This window comes from Streptomyces dioscori, from assembly GCF_003024195.1.
GTDB lineage: Bacteria > Actinomycetota > Actinomycetes > Streptomycetales > Streptomycetaceae > Streptomyces > Streptomyces dioscori.
The window spans coordinates 59,062-77,987 of sequence record NZ_KZ679060.1; the positions used below are offsets into that span (position 1 = coordinate 59,062).

Sequence of the window (18,926 nt, forward strand, 5' to 3'; positions counted from 1 at the left end):
CGCTTCTCAGATCCCAGATCCCAGATCCCAGATCTCAGATCAATCTCATTGATCTCACCGGTTTCATACAACGGAGTTGTCTCATGAAGCGTGTACGTCACGTCCCCGCCGTCGCCCTGCTGGCGCTCGCGCCACTCCTGCTGACGGCCTGCGGATCGGACGACTCCTCGTCGGGCAACGGCAACGGGACGTCGGCGCAGTCGAGTTGTCAGCCGCCCTCGGGCGGGCCGGGCGGTGGCGCGTCGGGGCGGCCGAGCGGCGCCCCGTCGGGGATGCCGTCAGGGGCGCCCTCGGGGACGCCTTCAGGAGTGCCTTCGGGGGCACCCTCCGGCGCGGCCACCGGCAAGGCCCCGACGGGCGCGCCTTCCGGGATGCCGTCGGGCATGCCGAGCGGTGGCCCCGGCGGGCAGGGAGGCGGCCAGGGCGGCGGCCAGGGCGGCGGCTGCGGCCCGGGTGGCGGCCCGCAGGGCCAGGGGCAGCAGACGCAGGGCTAGGGGCGGGGGAGCGGCAAGACCCGGGGCGCGTACGAGACCGTCGTACGCGCCCTTCGTGTTACGCGGGGGAGGGCATCAGCCCAGCCAGTTGCGGCGGCCGATGCTGATCAGCCGCATCCGGCGCCTCGCCACCCGGGTGACCCGTTCCTCCTCGTGCGGGTCGTCCGGGTCCGCCTCCAGGAAGGCGCTGGCGGTCATCAGCATCTGGTCGACGTACAGCCCCGCGAGCATCAGCAGATCGTCGTCGCTCCAGCCGTCCGACTCGGGCTGCTTGGCCAGTTCGGCCCGCACCTCGTCGGCGAACCGGTCCATCTGCTCCGCGATCGCGGCCCGGACCTTCTGCACCCCGCCGTTGCGTTCCCGGGCGATGAACCGGATGTGCGCGGGATACGCGCGCACATGACGGGCAATCAGGGCGACGGCACGGTCTATGCGTTCGTCGCTGTCGTCGGCCGTGGACACCGTGCCGGAGATCATCGGGTGCAGGCTGCCCAGCGCCTCCTCGACCAGGGCGACCCCGAGGTCGGCGGTCGAGTGGAAGTGCCGGTAGAAGGCGGTCGGGGCGACGCCGACGGCACGGGTGACCTCGCGCAGGCCCAGGCTGCTGAGGCTCTGCTCCGCCAGCAGGCCCAACGCGGCGTCCAGGAACGCCTGTCGGGTCTTCTGTTTCTGCGCCTGCCGGACACCGAGACTGTGACTCATGCCATGCAGTAAACAACTGTTCTCCGTGGGGGGAAAGTCGCCCGACGCGCTAGACTCAGGAGTCAGTGAACAACTGTTACCACAATCGTTCACCGAACCGTAACGAGAGGCGACTCATGCTGTTCCTCGTCGCAGCCCTCCTGCTGCTGGGCGTCGTGATGGGCACCGTGGCCCACGCACCGCTCTCCTTCACCGTGGTGGCCGCCGTGATCATCGGCGGCTGGCTGATGGTCTTCGCGATCCGCGAGCGCCACGGCCGCCGCCGCGAGACCTCGGGCTGAACCACCGCCCGGCCGTCACACCCGCCGCCCGGCGCACCGCCGGATCGTCACGCCCCCCGTCCACGCATGACCGCCTGCTGGGAGCAGACACATGGAACTCACCACCGCCGCCCCGCGGCGCCGGAGCGCCACCCGTGACGCCGACGGTATGGCCGTCGCGTCCTTCATCCTCGGCCTGGTCGGCCTGCTCGCCCTGAACGTCGTCCTCGGCCCGGTCTCGATCATCCTGGCCGCGACGGCTCTGTTCCGGGGCACCACCCGCCGCGGGCGCGCCTTCCTGGGACTCGGCCTCGGCGTCGCCGACCTCGTCGTCCTGGTCGCCTTCATGTCGGCGGACAACACGCTGTCCTGGAGTTTCTGAGCCCGACCGAGCCCGGCTGGACCTGTCGCAGACTGCGCGCGGGGCGCAAACAGCCCCCGCCCGACCAAGTCGGTCGAGAGCGGGCCCTAGAATCGGGCTCACCATGGCATACCTCGACCACGCCGCGACCACCCCCATGCTTCCGGAGGCGGCCCTGGCAATGACCGCCCAGTTCGCCGTCACGGGCAACGCCTCCTCCCTGCACGCGGCCGGCCGCCGCGCCCGCCGCACGGTCGAGGAGTCCCGGGAGACCCTGGCGGAGTCCCTCGGCGCCCGCCCCAGCGAGGTGGTCCTCACCTCCGGCGGCACCGAGGCCGACAACCTCGCCGTGAAGGGCCTGTACTGGTCCCGCCGCGACGCCGACCCGGCCCGCACCCGGGTCCTGGCCAGCCCCGTCGAACACCACGCCGTCCTTGACGCCGTCGACTGGCTCGGCGAGCACGAGGGCGCCACGGTCGAGTACCTCCCGGTCGACCGCTACGGCCGCGTCCACCCCGAAGCCCTGCGCGAGGCCATCGCCCGCAACCCCGACGACGTCGCCCTCGCGACCGTCATGTGGGCGAACAACGAGATCGGCACGATCATGCCGGTACGTGAACTCGCGGACGTGGCGGGCGAGTTCGGGATCCCGCTGCACGCGGACGCCGTCCAGGCCTTCGGCCAGATCCCCGTCGACTTCGGCGCCTCGGGACTCGCCGCGATGACCGTCTCGGGACACAAGATCGGCGGCCCGTACGGCATCGGGGCGCTGCTGCTCGGCCGCGAGTACACCCCCGTGCCGGTCCTCCACGGTGGCGGCCAGGAACGGCATGTGCGCTCCGGCACCCTGGACGTACCGGCCGTCGCCGCGTTCGCCGTCGCGGGCCGGACTGCCGCCGAACAGCGGGAGTGGTTCGGCCGCGAGATCGGCTCACTGCGCGACGACCTGGTCGACGCGGTCCGCGCCGCCGTACCGGACGCGATCCTCGGCGGCGACCCGGCGGAGGGGGGCCGCCTGCCGGCGAACGCCCACTTCACGTTCCCCGGCTGCGAGGGCGACTCGCTGCTCCTGCTGCTCGACGCCCAAGGCATCGAATGCTCCACGGGCTCCGCGTGCACGGCGGGCGTGGCCCAGCCCAGCCACGTCCTCCTCGCCACCGGCACCGACCCGGACCTGGCCCGCGGCACCCTCCGCTTCTCCCTCGGCCACACGTCGACGGAGGCGGACGTGGAGGCGGTGGGCAAGGCGATCGGCCCGGCGGTGGAGCGGGCCCGGACGGCGGGACTGAGCTAGTCCGGGTGTCCGCCCCTCTCCGTCAGCGCATCGCGACGAGGACGACGCTGCTGAGCACGCTCGTGACGACGAAGAACGGCGCGTTCAGGACGCCGTAGTAGAGCGGGCGCGGGAAGTTCGGGTTGATGGCGATCTGGAAGGTCATCGCGCCGAGATACCCGACACCGACGAGGAGCCCGAAGACCACGGCGTCGCCGAGGCCGGTGATGTCGAGGGCTTCGACGAGCACGGCGCTGGTCAGGACGGTGACCGTCAGGCACACCAGCGGACCGGCGGCGGTGACCGCCGTCTGCGCCGGCGCGGGCGCGCCCTCACGCCCGAGGGCGACGGCGTACGGCTTGGCGATCACGACGGCGAACCACAGACCGGCGAGCACGATCGACGCGACGGCCGCGATGACGACGGCGAGCCAGTTGATGTCGGCGAGAACGGAGAACACGCGCAGACTCCTCGGGAGGACGAACGAGCGGCCGGTGTGACCGCTGAAACAGAGTCTTCGCGAGGTAGAGGACAGGTTGTGGCCGCTACTACCGGCGGGGGCGGGGGCGGGGCGGGGCCGGGTTTGCTTGCCGGGTTACGCGCCGCGCCCGGCGGCATCGGCAGCCGCCGAGGTGCCCGCCGAAGCCGCAGTCGTGCCGGCACCCGCGCTCGGACTGGCGGTCCGCTCGGCGTCACGCTTCGCGGCCGCGCGCACGAGGGGTATGTACCGGTCCCAGTCCCAGTGCGGCCCGGGATCGGTGTGGTCGGTGCCCGGCACCTCGACGTGCCCGATGATGTGCTCGCGGTCGACGGAGATGTCGTACCGGGCGCATATCCGCGCGGTGAGCCGGGCGGACGCCTCGTACATGGCGTCCGTGAAGTCCTCCGGCCGGTCGACGAAGCCCTCGTGCTCGATGCCGACGCTGCGTTCGTTGAAGTCGCGGTTGCCCGCGTGGAAGGCCACGTCCAGCTCGCGGATCATCTGGGTGATGCGGCCGTCCTTGCCGACGATGTAGTGCGCGGCGGCGCCGTGGCCGGGGTCCTGGAAGACCTTCACCGCGCTCTTGAAACTGCCCTGTGTGACATGGATGATCACGCGGTCCACGCCGAAGTCGTCGGGCCGGTCCGCCCGCCGCCAGTTCGCCGACGACGCGGCGACCCAGCGCGCACCCCCGAAGTCGACCTCGCCCTCCTTGCGCGGCTTCTCCACGCCCGGCGTACGCCACCACAGGCGCGCCAGCTCGTCCCGGGCCAGCACGGCGGTGCCCACGGCGGCCGCGGCCCCGCCGATGAGCAGCGCGCGCCGCCCGACACGGCGGTCCGAGTCGTTCGTCGTCTCCTCCATGCGACCCCCCATGCGATCTTCAACGGATACTCGCGGGCTCCGGTTCCCGGGGACCCGTACCCTTGAGGGGTTATGACTGAGACCTCGCAGCGCCCCCGCCCCCTCCGCGTACTGGCCGCCATGTCCGGTGGCGTGGATTCCGCCGTCGCCGCCGCCCGTGCCGCGGAAGCCGGGCACGACGTGACCGGTGTGCATCTCGCCCTCTCGGCGAACCCGCAATCGTTCCGCACGGGCGCGCGCGGCTGTTGCACGATCGAGGACTCGCGCGACGCCCGCCGGGCCGCCGACGTCATCGGCATCCCGTTCTACGTCTGGGACCTGGCCGAGCGTTTCCGCGAGGACGTGGTGGACGACTTCGTCGCGGAGTACGAGGCCGGCCGCACCCCCAACCCCTGTCTGCGCTGCAACGAGAAGATCAAGTTCGCGGCCCTGCTGGACAAGGCCCTCGCTCTCGGCTTCGACGCGGTCTGCACGGGCCACTACGCGAAGGTGCTGGTGAACGAGGACGGCACGCGCGAGCTGCACCGGGCGTCCGACATGGCGAAGGACCAGTCGTACGTGCTCGGGGTCCTGGACGACCGCCAGCTCGCCCACGCACTCTTCCCCCTCGGCGACACGCTCACCACGAAGGACGAGATCCGCGCGGAGGCCGAGCGCCGGGGTCTGGCGGTCGCCAAGAAGCCGGACTCGCACGACATCTGCTTCATCGCCGACGGCGACACCCAGGGCTTCCTGTCGAAGCGCCTGGGCAAGGCGGAGGGCGACATCGTCGACGAGTCGGGCACGGTGGTCGGCAGCCACGAGGGTGCGTACGGCTTCACGATCGGCCAGCGCAAGGGCCTGCGCATCGGCACACCGGCCGCCGACGGCAAGCCGCGCTACGTCCTGGACATCTCCCCGGTGAACAACACGGTGACGGTGGGCCCGGTGGCCGCCCTGGACGTCTCGGCCCTCACGGCCATCAAGCCCCGCTGGTGCGGCGCGGTCCCGACGGGCCCCGGCACGTACACGGCCCAGCTCCGCGCCCACGGCGGCGAGACGGAGGTCCGCGCGGAACTGGTGAACGACACCCTGGAGGTCACCTTCACGGAACCGGTCCGAGGAGTGGCCCCCGGCCAGGCGATCGTCCTGTACGCGGACACCCGGGTGGTGGGCTCGGCGACGATCGCGACCACGGAGCGGGCGACTGCGGCGGTCTGACCGCCGTTGTCAGCGGCGGTTGTCGACCCGGGGCTCGCTCTGCAGGCGGCGTATGAGCGCCCTGAGTGAGCCCCGGCCGAGTATCAGCACGTCGGCCGGGCTGTCACTCTCGCGGACGGCGACGCCGTTCGGGGTCGCGGCGACCTCGACGCAGTTGTTGCCTCCGTCGCCGGAGTAGGACGACTTGAGCCAGTTCAATTCGGGCAAGTTGTGCACCCTTTCACATGTCCTTGGTGACCCGGTGGATGAACTCCACCGACTTGCCTGCAGTCAACGCGGCTTGCTCGACGAGGTCCAGCCGCACACGGAAGTTCTCCAACTGGGTGGGTGAGTCGAAGAACAGGGCTCCTGCCGGTGAGTCCATCTGCACCGTGTCCAGGTGCGGATCGGCGCCGACCGCGTACAGGAGCGAGTCCCCGGCCAAGGGGAAGCCGCCATTGGTGAACGGGACCACCAGCAGGGTCACGTTGTCGCGCTCGTTCTGCTCCAGCAGGTGTTGCAACTGCGCGCGAGCGACGTCCCTGCCCGCCGAACTGCATCCGCAGAGCGGCTTCATGAATGATCCCCGTGTACGGAATCGGGGTCTCACGACTGAGTACGGCCTGCCGGGCCAGTCGGTGGGCGACGCGCAACTCCACCTCCAGCCGGGGCAGTGTGGGCACAACCAGATCGAAGATCGCTCTCGCGTGCTCTTCCGTATGGAAAAGGCCGGGCAGATGGGAGGTCTGCACGGTGCGGAGTCGCACGGCGTAGTGCTCGATCTCGGAGATGTCCAAGTGGTCGGGCGGGACCTTCCCCCGGTACTCGTCCCACCAGCCCGGTTTGCGTCCGCCCGTCATCGAGACCAGCGTTTCGACCAGCGCCTCATCGTTGCATTCGTAGATGACGGCCAGTCGACGGAGCCGTTCTTCGCCGATGCCGTAACGGCCGGCCTCGATGTTCGAGATGTTCGTCCGGTCGGTACCCAGTGCTCCGGCTGCCTGGGGCGCGGACATACCGGCCGCCTCGCGCAGGCGCCGCAGCTCCAGCCCGAAGCGGCGCTGGCGGATGGTCGGGGTACTGCTCGCTGCCATGAGGACTCTCCTTGCTCGCGCACAGTGTGCCGACGCCGTCGTGTCCGGTCCACTCGCGGAGATTATTAACCCGTTCTGATTAAGGCTATGGCACGGGTTAAATCCGTCCTCTACGGTTTAACCCGTGCCACTCAGCGCCACCGAAAACGGAAGTACACCGCGCCCTTCTCCCTGCCTGGGACGGCAGGTGCGGCAGAGACACCGGTAGCGGCGACCGGCGCCCCTGGCACATGTCCACCCACGTAACCCCTCGCGACCGCACCCCTGGAGATGCCACGTGAGTACGGACCACGACTGGAACCGAATTCCGAACAGTCGACCTGGACCACCCTCCGCCAACTACCTCCTCCCCGCCCTCGACCCGCTCACCGGTCTCCCCGACCCCCCGGCCCTCCCCTTCACCGCCCCCTGGCACTACGAACTCCACTTCCCCTGCGACCCCCGGGGCCCCGGCATCGCCCGACTCACCCTGCGAGCCGTCCTGAACGCCCACGGTCTTCACGAACTCAACGACAGAGCCGAGCTGTTGACGTCGGAACTGGCGACCAACTCCGTACGGCACACCAAGGGCCCCGCCTCCGTACGACTCCAGTGGCTGCACCCCGTACTGCGGGTCAGCGTCTGGGACATGAGCCCGGACCTGCCCGCGCTGCCCGGCCCACTGGGCGCGTTGCCCGCGTCGCCCGGGGCCCACGCGGACGGCGGCCGAGGCCTGCTGATCCTGGGCCTGGTCGCCGACCGGTGGGGCGGCTGTGCCATAGGGGACGCTCCGACGGGCCCCGGCGGCAAGACGCTGTGGTTCGAGCTGAACCTTCCCGCACCCCCACCACCGAACGGCACCCCGACACCGGCGCTGGCGGCCTGACGTGCCGGGGCGATCCGGAGCGCGAACGGCCCTCGGACTCGGACACGAGGGCGGCCCCGGCTTCGCCGCGACGGAGTGTCTCCCGATTTCTCCGGCTTCGCGTCAGGTGATCCGGAGTGCGGCTGCCCGTACGCCCAGACAACCCGGTGCGTAATGGCGGATTCCGCCCCCTCCGCTCATGGAACGGCCGCCCTACGTTACGCGTATCAAGGCACTTCCCTCGATGGAAGGAACGGCCATGAGCGATGCGCTGAAAGACCCGATCCACGCCTCCGGCCAGCTGCCGCGGGTAGCGGTGATCTGGAACTCGGATCGCTATGAACTCACCACGAAGGGCAGCTGGGTGGACCTGCCCGGAGCTGTGATCCCCGCCCAGGTCGGACAGGGCACCCCGAGCCTCGGTGGCCTGTTCGTGGCCACCTTCACCGCCGAGACGCTGATCGGCGGGCAGCCCAGCTCGGGCAGCCTGGACATCACCTTCGGCGGCCAGGACGGGCACCCGCAGAGCAACAACCACCGGTACGCCACCGCGCAGAGCCCCGAGGAGTGGGGCAGCCTCACCACGATCCGGGCCTTCGAGTACCCGCCCGAGGCCACGGTCCGGGACGCCACCATCAAGGTGAAGGTCCACCTGGGATCCGGCACCGTGTTCGGCTTCCAGAACTGGCTGCTGAAGGTCGAGCGGTACCCGTACGAGGGCGGCGGCTTCTAGGTACGCACGTACCTCCCGCCTCCCGCCTCCCGGCGCACAGGCACCCCCGCCGCACGCCTTGGGCGGGGGTGTCCGCCGAGGCGGGGTGCGGTCACAGGTCGAGGACCGCCCGGAGCGCCTGGCCCACTCGGGCCAGCGTCGCCGCGTCGACGGAGCCGTGCAGCTTCGCCTCCTCGAAGCGCGTCGTCCTCAACTGCTGGACGTTGACCGCCACCGCGGTGCAGGGCAGCGGTTCCTCGATGGTCACGGACATCGCGGTGTCCGGAAACCGGCCGGCGGGATGCAGCGCGATCGCCAGCACCGCGCCGTACGCGCCTTCCAGACCGTCGAGTGAGATGACCAGCACGCTCCGCCCGTCGTCGAGCGTCCAGATCTCACCCCGCTTCACAGGATGTCTCCGTCACCGCACAGGCTGTCGCCCAGTCCGAGTGCCGCGAGTTGTTGCGCGGCGTCGATGACCGACTGCCGCCGGACCGCGCGCACGATGTACGCGTTGAGTGAGAGACCGGCCGCGTTCGCCGCAGCCTTTATCGACGGGTCCAGCTCATCCGGAATACGGAGCGTCATCACAGACATGCCACCACGTTAGCAGCCGCATGTGGTGGCCGTAAGTGGTGGCAAGTTCTGGTGTCATTGAGTGGTGTCATGCAGTGGTGGCGTCGGGCGCCGTCAGGCCTCCGTGACCGTCTCCACCTCGTAGAAGCAGAAGTGGTCCTTGATCTCGGCGACCTCCGGCTTCGGGTCCGGGTACGCCCAGACCAGGTCCGGGGCGTCCGGGAGCGACCAGTAGGACGCGTCTCCCTTGAACGGGCAGTGCGTGGACGTGTCCGACGGGGTCAGCAGGTCCACGTGGACGTCCTCCGGCGGCAGGTAGTAGCGCGGCGGGAGGCCCGTCTCGCGCAGCACCAGCGGGCGGGTGCTGTCGGCGAGCACCTTGCCGTTGTGGATCGCCCGGACGTGCTCGGTGCCCTGCTCGACGGTGATGCGATGGCCCTTGGTCACGGTTCGACTCCTCGGTAGAGGTCGCGCTGAGATGGCGGACGTACGGTCGCGTTCTTGGTGAGTACAGCGTCCGGCGCCGTCGCGTTCTTCCCGCCGGGGACACCTGCGACGACCCGTTGCGCGACCCGTAAATTGAGCGCATGAAAATCTGTGTCTTTCTCTCCGCCGCCGAGCTCGACGAGCGCTACACCCGGCCCGCCCGCGAGTTCGCCGAACTGCTCGGCAAGGGCGGGCACACGCTCGTGTGGGGCGGTTCCGACGTCGGGCTCATGAAGGTCGTCGCCGACGGGGTGCAGGAGGCGGGCGGGCGGCTCGTGGGCGTCTCCGTGGAGTTCCTGTCGGCGAAGGCGCGCCCCGGTGCCGACGAGATGATCGTCGCGCGGGATCTCGCGGAGCGAAAAGCGCTGCTTCTTGAGAATGCCGACGCCGTCGTCATCATGGTCGGCGGGACGGGCACCCTCGACGAGGCCACGGAGATCCTGGAGCTGAAGAAGCACGGGCACACCGACAAGCCGGTCGTCCTGCTCAACACCGCCGGTTTCTACGACGGGTTGAAGCAGCAGTTCCTGCGTATGGAGGCCGAGGGATTCCTGCCCGTGCCGCTCACCGACCTGGTGTTCTTCGCGGAAGAGGCCGTGGGGGCGCTCGCCTACCTGGAGGAGAGCCGCGGCACGCGGTGAGCGCGCGTGCTGCGAGCATGGCGGGCATGGCTACTCATGTGATCACCGGAGCCGGCTCCGGCATCGGCGCGGCCGTCGCCCGCCGCCTCCACGCGCGCGGGGACGACCTCGTGCTCCACGCGCGCGACGCGGGCCGCGCGAAGGAGCTGGCGGCCGAGTTTCCCGGCGCCCGGACCCTCGTCGGCGACCTCGCGGACCCGGACCGGCTGTCCTGGGCGTTCTCCCACCAGACCCTGCCCGACCGGGTGGACTCGCTCCTGCACATCGCGGGCGTCATCGACCTCGGCAGGGTCGGCGACCTCACCCCGAAGGCCTGGCGCCACCAGCTCGACGTCAATCTGCTCTCGCCCGCCGAGCTGACCCGGCACTTCCTGCCCCAGCTGCGGCTCGCGCAGGGGCACGTCGTCTTCGTGAACTCCGGTTCCGGGCTCAACGCGTACGCCGACTGGTCCGCGTACGCCGCCTCGAAGCACGGTCTGAAGGCGCTCGCCGACTCGCTGCGGCACGAGGAGCACGCGAACGGGGTCCGGGTCACCTCCGTCTACCCGGGGCGCACCGCGAGCGCCATGCAGGTCAAGGTGCACCAGCAGGAGGGCAAGGAGTACGACCCCTCGAAGTGGATCGACCCCGAGTCCGTCGCGACGACCATCGTCATGGCGCTCGACCTGCCCAGGGACGCCGAGGTCAACGACCTGACGGTACGCCCGGGACGCTGACCGGCCCCCGGGCCGGGCGCGGCCACGCGCGCTCGCTTCCGCGAGCCCGGACCCGCACGCTCCCTCCCGTGGGCCCCGGCCCCCCGCCCGTTCCGTAGGCTGCCCGGGTGAGCGAAAACAGCGAGTTCAGGCCCGGCCCCGCCACCGGCATCGGGTCGATGCCGGGCGGGGACGCCCGGGAGACCGCCAAGAGCGTGACCGGGACCTTCGAGGGCCCGGAGACGGGCATGCCGTACCTGGCGGAACTGCCCGCCCGGGGCCCCGGCGCGGACATGATCGGCCGGACCGCCGGGATGCTTTCCGAGCTGTACGCGCGCGTGGAGCCCAGCGGCTGGCGGCTCGGGGACCGGCCGGGCCGCGACACCAAGCGGGCCAGGTCCTGGCTCGGTGAGGACCTCGACGCGCTGGAGGAGTTCACACAGGGCTACGAAGGGCCGCTGAAGGTGCAGGCCGTCGGCCCCTGGACGCTCGCGGCGGCCCTGGAGCTGCACAACGGCGAGGTCGCGCTCTCCGACGCCGGAGCCTGCCGCGACCTCGCCGGTTCGCTCGCCGAGGGGCTGCGCGAGCACCTCGCCGACGTACGCCGCCGTGTCCCCGGCGCCGAGATCGTCCTGCAGCTCGACGAACCCTCGCTCATCGCCGTACTGCGCGGCCAGGTGCGGTCCGCGAGCGGCTACCGCACCCACCGGGCCGTGGACCGGCAGCTCGTCGAGGCGACGCTGCGCGAGGTGATCGGCGTGCAGTCGGGCGGGCCCGTCGTCGTGCACTCGTGCGCCCCCGACGTGCCGTTCGCGCTGCTGCGCAGGGCCGGAGCGACCGGTGTCTCCTTCGACTTCTCGCTGCTCACCGAGCGTGACGACGACGTCATCGGGGAAGCGGTGGAGGCGGGGACCCGGCTCTTCGCCGGTGTCGTGGCGGGCACGGACGGTCCGTTGTCAGACCCTGCCGGTAGCGTCATGGGTGTCAGGACGCTGTGGCGCAGGCTGGGGCTGAGTCCGGGGCTTCTCACGGACGCGGTCACGCTCACCCCGTCGTGCGGACTCGCGGGCGCCTCCCCCGAGTACGCGCGCAGGGCGCTCGCCCACTGCGTCCGGGCGGCGAGATCACTCGCGGACAACCCAGAGTAACGGGAGGACGACACGGTGGCCGGCGACAAGGACGCACAGACGGCTTCGGCTTCGGCTGCGGGGCCCGCGCCCAGCGAGGCACGGGAGAAGCACGCGCAGCTCGCTGAGCAGATCGAGGAGCACCGCTTCCGGTACTACGTGAAGGACGCGCCGGTCGTCAGCGACGCGGACTTCGACAAGCTGCTGCGCTCCCTGGAGGCCCTGGAGGAGGAGTATCCGGAGCTGCGCACCCCGGACTCGCCGACCCAGAAGGTCGCGGGGGCGTACGCGACGGAGTTCACGGCCGTCCAGCACGCCGAGCGCATGCTCTCCCTGGACAACGCCTTCGACGACGAGGAGCTGGCCGCCTGGGCCGACCGCGTCGCCAAGGACGTCGGCACGTCCGCGTACCACTTCCTGTGCGAGCTGAAGGTCGACGGCCTCGCGGTCAACCTCACGTATGAGCACGGGCGTCTCACGCGCGCGGCGACCCGTGGCGACGGCCGCACGGGCGAGGACATCACGCCCAACGTCCGTACGATCGCGGAGATCCCGGACCGCCTCCAGGGCGAGCGCATCCCCGACCTCGTGGAGATCCGCGGCGAGGTCTACTTCCCGATGGAGAAGTTCGAGGAGCTCAACGCCCGGCTGGTGGAGGCCGGCGACAAGCCCTTCGCCAACCCGCGCAACGCGGCGGCGGGTTCACTGCGCCAGAAGGACCCCCGCGTCACGGCCACCCGCCCGCTGCACATGGTCGTGCACGGCATCGGCGCGCGCGAGGGCTTCGACATCGACTGCCTCTCGCACGCCTACGAGCTGCTGAGTGAGTGGGGCCTGCCGACGACCCGCTACGGCAAGGTCGTCGACGACCTCGACGGCGTGCGGGAGTTCATCGCCTTCTACGGAGAGAACCGCCACTCCGTGGAGCACGAGATCGACGGCGTCGTCGTCAAGCTCGACGAGATCCCCCTCCAGGGCCGCCTCGGCTCGACCTCCCGCGCCCCGCGCTGGGCGATCGCGTGGAAGTACGCGCCGGAGGAGGTCAACACCAAGCTGGTCAACATCCGGGTGGGCGTGGGCCGTACCGGCCGCGTCACTCCGTACGCGCAGGTGGAACCCGTGACGGTGGCCGGTTCCGAGGTCGAGTTCGCGACGCTGCACAACCAGGACGTGGTCAAGGCCAAGGGCGTCCTCATCGGCGACACGGTGGTGCTGCGCAAGGCCGGTGACGTCATCCCCGAGATCCTCGGACCGGTCGTCGACCTGCGCGACGGCAGCGAGCGGGAGTTCGTGATGCCCGCCGAGTGCCCCGAGTGCGGCACCGCGCTGGCACCCGCCAAGGAGGGCGACATCGACCTCCGCTGCCCGAACGGCCGCACCTGCCCGGCCCAGCTGCGCGAGCGCCTCTTCTACCTCGGCGGCCGCAAGTCCCTGGACATCGAGAACTTCGGTTACGTGGCCGCCGCCGCGCTCACCAAGCCGCTGGAGCCCCCGCAGCCGCCCCTCGGGGACGAGGGCGACCTCTTCGACCTCACCATCGAGCAGCTGCTGCCCATCAGGGCGTACGTCCTCGACCAGGACAGCGGACTGCCCAAGCGGGACCCGAAGACGGGCGAGGAGAAGACCGCCACGGTCTTCGCCAACCAGGAGGGCGCGCCCAGGAAGAACGCCCTCGCGATGCTGGAGAACATCGCAGCGGCGAAGGAGCGACCGCTGGCCCGGATCATCACGGGCCTGTCCATCCGGCACGTGGGTCCGGTCGCGGCGGAGGCCCTGGCCCGTGAGTTCCGCTCGATCGACCGCATCGAGCAGGCCACGGAGGAGGAACTCGCCGCCGTGGAGGGCGTCGGGCCCACCATCGCCGCCTCGCTGAAGCAGTGGTTCGCGGTCGACTGGCACCAGGAGATCCTCCGCAAGTGGAAGGCCGCCGGCGTCCGCATGGAGGAAGAGAACTCCGGCGAGGACGAGGGACCCCGCCCGCTCGCGGGACTGACCGTCGTGGTCACCGGCACCCTGGAACGTCACACCCGCGACGGAGCGAAAGAGGCACTGCAGAGCCGCGGGGCGAAAGTGACCGGTTCTGTTTCGAAGAAGACGGCTTTCGTTGTCGTAGGTGACAATCCTGGATCGAAGTACGACAAGGCCATGCAGCTCAAAGTGCCGGTTCTGAACGAGGACGGTTTCGCCGTTCTGCTCGAACAAGGACCGGAGGCGGCGGCGGAAGCGGCACTTCCGATCGAGGGGTAGCGGTTGAAGACCACCCGTTCGGCGCATACCAGATGCATAGGGGCGGCCGTGTCGCATTCGGGCAACCGTAGACGACCGCTGCCCTTAGGAGCCTTCTGCGGCCTACTGTTGAGGTCTGCGCCTGCCGTGCCCAGCTGCGGTTGGGGCACCCCCTTGCTCTTCAGGAGTCGGGGGAAGGGTTTTCCAGACGCGGAGCCGTTGAGGGACTGATCGTGCGTCGGGCCGCGTGGCGTGGGCACCGCCGGCCGTGAGAGGGACGGGAATGGAACCGACCGAGAGCGCCGCTCCGGACTCACGGCTGCGCCCACGCTGGATGACCGGCGTGCGGCGGTGGGGGCACCCCTTGCTGGAGCGAAGCCGGGAGTTCGGGGCGGGACTCGGCGTCACCAGGCCCGCGGAGCGATCCGGCGTGCCGGGGACCCCGGGGCCGCCGGGGTACGTCACCGGACAGCACGCCGGTACGGACGGGCGCGGCTCGGGCCGGTTCACCTCCGTCGCCGGCTCCCCGCACCAACTGCCCGGCCAGGAGCCCGACCGGCAGCTGACCTGGCCCGCGCTGCCCGCGGCGGTCGTGGTGGCCGCCGCGGCCGTACTGGGCGCGGGTTTCTACCGCGCCTTCACCGGCCACCACTCGCTGTTCCCGTCCGGCTCGGCCGGCTGGGCGCTGGCCGTCCTGGTCGGCGTCATCGTCGGACACCTGGTCGCGCTCGGCCGCTCCCGCTGGTGGGGCGGGACGGGCTCCGGAGCGGCCCTCACCCTCGCCGTCCTGCTGCTGTACGGCTGGGTGCCGGCCGGAATGGTCAGCCTCACCGTCGTCGTGCTCGTCGGCATAGCCCGCCGGCACCGCTGGCGCCAGGGCATCCTGCACGGCGCGGTGGACATCCTCGGTATCGGCGCGGGAGCGCTGGTGCTGGCCGCGTTCGGCCGCGTGCCGTCCGTCGAGGCGCCCTGGGAACCGGAGACCTGGACCGTTTTCACCGTGCCTCAGGTGGTGTTGGCGGCCGGGGCGTATCTCGTCGTGAGCCGCGCGCTGCTCTGGTACCTCCACGCGCCCCGCACACCCGGACTGCCGACCGTCGCCCGCACGGCCCTGGTCAGACAGGGGCTCGTGGCCGTCGCGCTGCTCGGTATCGCTCCGCTGATCTGTGTGGTCGCCATCGCCCTCCCCGCGCTCCTGCCGCTCTTCGCCGTGCCCCTCATCGCCCTCGACTCCACGCTCTGGATAGCGCGGGCCCGGGCCGAGGAGCAACTGCGTGATCCCCTCACGGGTCTGCCCAACCGGCAGTGGCTGCTCGAACGGACCTGGCGGGCGCTCGACGACGCCGAACGGATCGGTGCGCGTTCCGCTCTGATGCTGATCGACCTGGACCGCTTCAGGTCCGTGAATGACACGCTCGGGCATCTCGCCGGGGACCGGCTGCTGTTGCAGATAGCGGACCGGCTGCGGGTCGCCCTGCCGCGCGGGGCGGAGGCCGCGCGGCTGGGCGGGGACGAGTTCGCCGTGCTGCTGCCCGTCGCCGACTCGACGACCTCGGCGACGCGGGTCGCCCGCGGCCTCGTGACCGCGCTCGGCTCGCCGCTCGACCTCGACGGGCTGACGCTCGTGCTGGAGGCCAGCGCCGGACTCGCCGTCTTCCCCGACCACGCGCTGGACGCGGAAGGGCTGCTGCGGCGGGCGGACGTCGCGATGTACCAGGCGAAGCGCGACCGTACGGGGGTTGAGGTCTACGAGTCCAAGCGGGACTCCAACACCCCCGACCGGCTCGGGCTGCTGGGCGATCTGCGGCGGGCGCTCGACGCGGGGGACGTCGAGCTGCACTACCAGCCGAAGGTGCGCTTCGACGGGCAGGTCGCCGGCCTGGAGGCGCTCGTACGGTGGGTGCATCCCGAACGCGGGAAGGTGCCGCCGGACGAGTTCATAGCCATCGCCGAGTCGTCCGGTCTGATGCCGCATCTGACCGAGTACGTCCTGGAGGCGGCGCTCGCGCAGGTCGCGCGCTGGCGGGCGCAAGGGCTTCGGGTACCGGTCGCCGTAAACGTGTCGCCCCGGGACGTGCACACCCCCGGCTTCGCGGGATCGGTGGCCGCGCGGCTCGCCCGGCACGGGGTCCCCGCGGGGGCGCTGCAGCTGGAGATAACGGAACACGTGCTGCTGGAGGATCCGCAGCGGGCCGCGGACACCCTCGCCGCGCTGACCGCGCACGGCGTGAAGATGTCCCTCGACGACTTCGGGACCGGGTACTCGTCGCTGGTGCATCTGCGGCGGCTGCCGGTGAGCGAGCTGAAGATCGACCGCTCGTTCGTGGCGCGGCTCGCGGTCGACACGGAGGACGCCGAGATCGTGCGGTGCACGGTCGATCTCGCGCACTCGCTCGGGCTGCTCGTCGTCGCGGAGGGCGTCGAGGACGACGAGACGTGGGAGCGGTTGCGGGATCTCGGGTGCGACGCGGTTCAGGGGTGGCTGGTGGCCGCGGCGATGCCTCCGGAGGAGGCCACTGCGTGGTTGCTGGCGCGGGGGTCTCGGGGGTGGCAGCGGCCCGCGGCGGCGTTGCCTGCGGCGTCGCCTGCGGCTGGCTCGGACGAGTAGAGATCTTTTCCCACCCGCCCGCCCGTGAGGGGAGTCTCGACGGGTGAACCTTTCCCGTGGGGGCCGCCCGCCGTCGGCGCCCGCCCGTTCGCGCCTGCCCGCCGGGGCCTGCACAGCGGCGCCTGCAAGTTCGGGTCCGCCCGTTCGCGCCTGCCCGTCGGGGCCTGCACAGCGGCGCCTGCAAGTTCGGGTCCGCCCGTTCGCGCCTGGCCGGTCGGGTCGGCCTGCCGTCGGCGCCCGCCTGTTCGCGCCTGGCCGGTTGGGTCGGCCTGCCGTCGGCGCCCGCCTGTTCGCGCCTGGCCGGTCGGGTCGGCCTGCCGTCGGCGCCCGCCTGTTCGCGCCTACCCGTCTACGCCCGCCCGTTCGGGTCCGCCCGTTTACGCCCGCCCGCTGGGGGTCGGTCGGGGGGCGGGGGAAACCGATGTACGGGGATCTTGTCGCGCCCCATAGGATTGGGGCACACCACACGCACTCACCCCTGAGGATCGCTGCATGGCTGGCATCACGCGCGAGGAGGTCGCCCACCTCGCCCGACTGGCGCGTCTGGAGCTGAAGGGCGAAGAGCTCGACCACTTCGCCGGTCAGCTCGACGACATCATCGGCGCGGTCGCCCGCGTCAGCGAGGTCGCCGACCAAGACGTACCGCCGACCTCCCACCCGCTGCCGCTGACGAACGTCATGCGCGCGGACGAGGTCCGTCCGTCGCTCACCCCCGAGCAGGCGCTCTCCGGCGCCCCGGCCCAGGAACAGCAGCGTTTCAAGGTGCCGCAGATCCTGGGGGAGGACTAATCACCATGACGGACAGCAACGTCAACATCATCAAGCTCACCGCCGCCGAGATCGCCGCCGCGATCGCCTCCGGCGAGCTGACCGCCGTCGAGGTCACCGAGGCGCACCTCGCGCGTATCGGCGCCGTCGACGAGAAGGTGCACGCCTTCCTGCACGTCGACCGGGAAGGGGCGCTCGCCCAGGCCCGCGCGGTCGACGAGAAGCGGGAGAGGGGGGAGAAGCTCGGCCCGCTGGCCGGCGTACCCCTCGCCCTCAAGGACATCTTCACCACCAAGGGCATTCCGACCACCGTCGGTTCGAAGATGCTCGAAGGCTGGATCCCGCCCTACGACGCCACGGTCACCGCGCGGCTGAAGGCGGCCGACGTCGTCATCCTCGGCAAGACCAACATGGACGAGTTCGCCATGGGGTCCTCCACCGAGAACAGCGCGTACGGGCCGACCGGCAACCCGTGGGACCTGTCGCGCATCCCCGGCGGCTCCGGCGGCGGTTCGTCCGCGGCCCTCGCCTCCTACCAGGCGCCCCTCGCGATCGGCACCGACACCGGCGGCTCCATCCGCCAGCCCGCCTCCGTCACCGGCACGGTCGGCGTGAAGCCGACGTACGGCGGGGTGTCCCGGTACGGCATGGTGGCCTTCAGCAGCAGCCTCGACCAGGGCGGGCCCTGCGCCCGTACCGTGCTCGACGCGGCCCTGCTGCACGAGGTCATCGCCGGTCACGACCCGCTCGACTCGACCTCCATCGACGAGCCGGTCCCGGCCGTCGTCGAGGCCGCCCGCAACGGCAGCGTGGACGGTATGCGCGTCGGCGTCGTCAAGCAGTTCCGCGGCGAGGGCTACCAGGCCGGTGTCGTGCAGCGCTTCGACGAATCGGTCGCGCTCCTGAAGGAACTGGGCGCCGAGATCGTCGAACTGGACTGCCCGTCCTTCGACCTCGCCCTGTCGGCGTACTACCTGATCGCGCCGTCCGAGTGTTCGAGCAACCTCGCCCGCTTCGACGGCCTGCGCTACGGCCTGCGTATCGGTGACGACGGCACGCACTCCGCCGAGGAGGTCACCGCCCTCACCCGTGAGGCGGGCTTCGGCGACGAGGTCAAGCGCCGCATCATGCTCGGTACGTACGCGCTCAGCTCCGGCTACTACGACGCGTACTACGGCAGCGCCCAGAAGGTCCGTACGCTCATCACGCGGGACTTCGAGAAGGCGTTCGAGCAGGTCGACGTGATCGTCTCGCCGACGACGCCGACCACCGCCTTCCCGATCGGCGAGCGCGCCGACGACCCGATGGCGATGTACCTCGCCGACCTGTGCACCATCCCGACCAACCTCGCGGGCAACGCCGCGATGTCGCTGCCCTGCGGCCTCGCACCCGAGGACAATCTGCCCGTCGGCCTCCAGATCATCGCGCCGGCCCTCAAGGACGACCGCCTGTACAAGGTGGGAGCCGCCGTAGAGGCCGCGTTCGTGGAACGCTGGGGCCACCCGTTGATCGAGGAGGCTCCGTCGCTGTGACCG

General features: G+C 71.0%; 22 protein-coding genes and 1 pseudogene. 14 read left to right on the top strand and 9 right to left on the bottom strand.

What is annotated here, in order from left to right:
• The first annotated feature begins 83 nt into the window (after positions 1 to 83).
• Positions 84 to 494, top strand: a complete 411-nt coding sequence (locus C6Y14_RS45640; protein WP_107021873.1) for a hypothetical protein — start codon at positions 84 to 86, stop codon at positions 492 to 494.
• A 75-nt stretch (positions 495 to 569) separates the two neighbouring features.
• On the opposite strand, the gene C6Y14_RS40145 is transcribed toward C6Y14_RS45640, so the two are convergent.
• Complete coding sequence (locus C6Y14_RS40145) at positions 570 to 1,196, bottom strand: TetR family transcriptional regulator (protein WP_107021874.1); 627 nt, start codon at positions 1,194 to 1,196, stop codon at positions 570 to 572.
• Positions 1,197 to 1,312: 116 nt separating this feature from the next.
• Here C6Y14_RS40145 and C6Y14_RS44690 point away from each other — a divergent pair, with 116 nt between their 5' ends.
• From C6Y14_RS44690 to C6Y14_RS40155, 3 genes are all read left to right on the top strand, one after another.
• Complete coding sequence (locus C6Y14_RS44690) at positions 1,313 to 1,477, top strand: hypothetical protein (RefSeq protein WP_199855035.1); 165 nt, start codon at positions 1,313 to 1,315, stop codon at positions 1,475 to 1,477.
• A gap of 91 nt (positions 1,478 to 1,568) precedes the next feature.
• A complete protein-coding gene (locus C6Y14_RS40150; RefSeq protein WP_107021875.1) occupies positions 1,569 to 1,838 on the top strand; it encodes a DUF4190 domain-containing protein in 270 nt (89 codons plus the stop codon).
• Positions 1,839 to 1,941: 103 nt separating this feature from the next.
• The gene (locus tag C6Y14_RS40155) at positions 1,942 to 3,111 is read left to right on the top strand and encodes a cysteine desulfurase family protein (RefSeq protein WP_107021876.1); all 1,170 of its coding nucleotides are present in this window, start codon (positions 1,942 to 1,944) and stop codon (positions 3,109 to 3,111) included.
• A gap of 22 nt (positions 3,112 to 3,133) precedes the next feature.
• Here C6Y14_RS40155 and C6Y14_RS40160 read toward each other — a convergent pair whose 3' ends face one another.
• A complete protein-coding gene (locus tag C6Y14_RS40160) occupies positions 3,134 to 3,550 on the bottom strand; it encodes a DUF1761 domain-containing protein (protein ID WP_107021877.1) in 417 nt (138 codons plus the stop codon).
• Between the two features lie 135 nt (positions 3,551 to 3,685).
• Positions 3,686 to 4,435, bottom strand: a complete 750-nt coding sequence (locus tag C6Y14_RS40165) for an N-acetylmuramoyl-L-alanine amidase (protein WP_107021878.1) — start codon at positions 4,433 to 4,435, stop codon at positions 3,686 to 3,688.
• Between the two features lie 72 nt (positions 4,436 to 4,507).
• Here C6Y14_RS40165 and mnmA point away from each other — a divergent pair, with 72 nt between their 5' ends.
• Positions 4,508 to 5,635, top strand: coding sequence for a tRNA 2-thiouridine(34) synthase MnmA (mnmA, locus tag C6Y14_RS40170; protein WP_107021879.1), 1,128 nt, complete (start codon positions 4,508 to 4,510; stop codon positions 5,633 to 5,635).
• A 9-nt stretch (positions 5,636 to 5,644) separates the two neighbouring features.
• Here mnmA and C6Y14_RS40175 read toward each other — a convergent pair whose 3' ends face one another.
• The 3 genes and pseudogenes from C6Y14_RS40175 to C6Y14_RS45780 all read right to left on the bottom strand — a co-directional run.
• Positions 5,645 to 5,842, bottom strand: a complete 198-nt coding sequence (locus C6Y14_RS40175) for a DUF397 domain-containing protein (protein WP_107021908.1) — start codon at positions 5,840 to 5,842, stop codon at positions 5,645 to 5,647.
• Between the two features lie 13 nt (positions 5,843 to 5,855).
• Entirely contained in the window at positions 5,856 to 6,191 is a 336-nt protein-coding gene (locus C6Y14_RS45775) for a Scr1 family TA system antitoxin-like transcriptional regulator (protein WP_318658085.1), read from the bottom strand.
• Positions 6,192 to 6,216: 25 nt separating this feature from the next.
• Positions 6,217 to 6,708, bottom strand: a pseudogene (locus C6Y14_RS45780) (Scr1 family TA system antitoxin-like transcriptional regulator); the annotation flags it as partial.
• A gap of 277 nt (positions 6,709 to 6,985) precedes the next feature.
• On the opposite strand from C6Y14_RS45780, the gene C6Y14_RS40185 reads away from it, so the two are divergent.
• Both C6Y14_RS40185 and C6Y14_RS40190 read left to right on the top strand, forming a co-directional pair.
• Positions 6,986 to 7,573 (top strand): ATP-binding protein, encoded by a 588-nt coding sequence (locus tag C6Y14_RS40185; protein ID WP_225891519.1) that lies wholly within the window; start codon positions 6,986 to 6,988, stop codon positions 7,571 to 7,573.
• A 238-nt stretch (positions 7,574 to 7,811) separates the two neighbouring features.
• Positions 7,812 to 8,285 (top strand): hypothetical protein, encoded by a 474-nt coding sequence (locus C6Y14_RS40190; RefSeq protein WP_107021880.1) that lies wholly within the window; start codon positions 7,812 to 7,814, stop codon positions 8,283 to 8,285.
• Positions 8,286 to 8,376: 91 nt separating this feature from the next.
• Here C6Y14_RS40190 and C6Y14_RS40195 read toward each other — a convergent pair whose 3' ends face one another.
• The 3 genes from C6Y14_RS40195 to C6Y14_RS40205 all read right to left on the bottom strand — a co-directional run bounded on the left by C6Y14_RS40195 (position 8,377) and on the right by C6Y14_RS40205 (position 9,287).
• Positions 8,377 to 8,673, bottom strand: coding sequence for a type II toxin-antitoxin system PemK/MazF family toxin (locus C6Y14_RS40195; RefSeq protein WP_107021881.1), 297 nt, complete (start codon positions 8,671 to 8,673; stop codon positions 8,377 to 8,379).
• A complete protein-coding gene (locus tag C6Y14_RS40200) occupies positions 8,670 to 8,861 on the bottom strand; it encodes a toxin-antitoxin system HicB family antitoxin (RefSeq protein ID WP_225891520.1) in 192 nt (63 codons plus the stop codon). The genes C6Y14_RS40195 and C6Y14_RS40200 overlap by 4 nt, the downstream gene beginning before the upstream one ends.
• Positions 8,862 to 8,954: 93 nt before the next feature.
• Entirely contained in the window at positions 8,955 to 9,287 is a 333-nt protein-coding gene (locus tag C6Y14_RS40205; protein ID WP_107021883.1) for a DUF427 domain-containing protein, read from the bottom strand.
• Between the two features lie 140 nt (positions 9,288 to 9,427).
• Between C6Y14_RS40205 and C6Y14_RS40210 the strand changes: the two genes are divergently transcribed.
• From C6Y14_RS40210 to gatA, 7 genes are all read left to right on the top strand, one after another.
• On the top strand, positions 9,428 to 9,967 hold the full coding sequence (locus tag C6Y14_RS40210) for an LOG family protein (protein ID WP_107021884.1): 540 nt from the start codon (positions 9,428 to 9,430) through the stop codon (positions 9,965 to 9,967).
• Between the two features lie 17 nt (positions 9,968 to 9,984).
• Entirely contained in the window at positions 9,985 to 10,683 is a 699-nt protein-coding gene (locus C6Y14_RS40215; RefSeq protein WP_107021885.1) for an SDR family oxidoreductase, read from the top strand.
• A 158-nt stretch (positions 10,684 to 10,841) separates the two neighbouring features.
• Positions 10,842 to 11,810: a methionine synthase gene (locus C6Y14_RS40220; protein ID WP_404828914.1), complete on the top strand. Its 969-nt coding sequence runs from the start codon at positions 10,842 to 10,844 to the stop codon at positions 11,808 to 11,810.
• Between the two features lie 15 nt (positions 11,811 to 11,825).
• Positions 11,826 to 14,036, top strand: coding sequence for an NAD-dependent DNA ligase LigA (gene ligA, locus C6Y14_RS40225; RefSeq protein WP_107021887.1), 2,211 nt, complete (start codon positions 11,826 to 11,828; stop codon positions 14,034 to 14,036).
• Between the two features lie 262 nt (positions 14,037 to 14,298).
• Positions 14,299 to 16,623, top strand: a complete 2,325-nt coding sequence (locus tag C6Y14_RS40230; protein ID WP_107021888.1) for a putative bifunctional diguanylate cyclase/phosphodiesterase — start codon at positions 14,299 to 14,301, stop codon at positions 16,621 to 16,623.
• A gap of 492 nt (positions 16,624 to 17,115) precedes the next feature.
• The gene (gatC, locus tag C6Y14_RS40235; protein ID WP_107021889.1) at positions 17,116 to 17,412 is read left to right on the top strand and encodes an Asp-tRNA(Asn)/Glu-tRNA(Gln) amidotransferase subunit GatC; all 297 of its coding nucleotides are present in this window, start codon (positions 17,116 to 17,118) and stop codon (positions 17,410 to 17,412) included.
• 5 nt (positions 17,413 to 17,417) lie between these two features.
• Positions 17,418 to 18,923: an Asp-tRNA(Asn)/Glu-tRNA(Gln) amidotransferase subunit GatA gene (gene gatA, locus C6Y14_RS40240; RefSeq protein WP_107021890.1), complete on the top strand. Its 1,506-nt coding sequence runs from the start codon at positions 17,418 to 17,420 to the stop codon at positions 18,921 to 18,923.
• Positions 18,924 to 18,926: the final 3 nt, after the last annotated feature.

Coding starts and splice junctions, on each gene's coding strand:
- C6Y14_RS45640 (WP_107021873.1), top strand. CDS start 84: ATGAAGCGTGTACGTCACGTCCCCGCCGTCGCCCTGCTGGCGCTCGCG.
- C6Y14_RS40145 (WP_107021874.1), bottom strand. CDS start 1,196: ATGAGTCACAGTCTCGGTGTCCGGCAGGCGCAGAAACAGAAGACCCGA.
- C6Y14_RS44690 (WP_199855035.1), top strand. CDS start 1,313: ATGCTGTTCCTCGTCGCAGCCCTCCTGCTGCTGGGCGTCGTGATGGGC.
- C6Y14_RS40150 (WP_107021875.1), top strand. CDS start 1,569: ATGGAACTCACCACCGCCGCCCCGCGGCGCCGGAGCGCCACCCGTGAC.
- C6Y14_RS40155 (WP_107021876.1), top strand. CDS start 1,942: ATGGCATACCTCGACCACGCCGCGACCACCCCCATGCTTCCGGAGGCG.
- C6Y14_RS40165 (WP_107021878.1), bottom strand. CDS start 4,435: ATGGAGGAGACGACGAACGACTCGGACCGCCGTGTCGGGCGGCGCGCG.
- mnmA (WP_107021879.1), top strand. CDS start 4,508: ATGACTGAGACCTCGCAGCGCCCCCGCCCCCTCCGCGTACTGGCCGCC.
- C6Y14_RS45775 (WP_318658085.1), bottom strand. CDS start 6,191: ATGAAGCCGCTCTGCGGATGCAGTTCGGCGGGCAGGGACGTCGCTCGC.
- C6Y14_RS40190 (WP_107021880.1), top strand. CDS start 7,812: ATGAGCGATGCGCTGAAAGACCCGATCCACGCCTCCGGCCAGCTGCCG.
- C6Y14_RS40200 (WP_225891520.1), bottom strand. CDS start 8,861: ATGTCTGTGATGACGCTCCGTATTCCGGATGAGCTGGACCCGTCGATA.
- C6Y14_RS40210 (WP_107021884.1), top strand. CDS start 9,428: ATGAAAATCTGTGTCTTTCTCTCCGCCGCCGAGCTCGACGAGCGCTAC.
- C6Y14_RS40215 (WP_107021885.1), top strand. CDS start 9,985: ATGGCGGGCATGGCTACTCATGTGATCACCGGAGCCGGCTCCGGCATC.
- C6Y14_RS40220 (WP_404828914.1), top strand. CDS start 10,842: ATGCCGGGCGGGGACGCCCGGGAGACCGCCAAGAGCGTGACCGGGACC.
- C6Y14_RS40230 (WP_107021888.1), top strand. CDS start 14,299: ATGGAACCGACCGAGAGCGCCGCTCCGGACTCACGGCTGCGCCCACGC.
- gatC (WP_107021889.1), top strand. CDS start 17,116: ATGGCTGGCATCACGCGCGAGGAGGTCGCCCACCTCGCCCGACTGGCG.
- gatA (WP_107021890.1), top strand. CDS start 17,418: ATGACGGACAGCAACGTCAACATCATCAAGCTCACCGCCGCCGAGATC.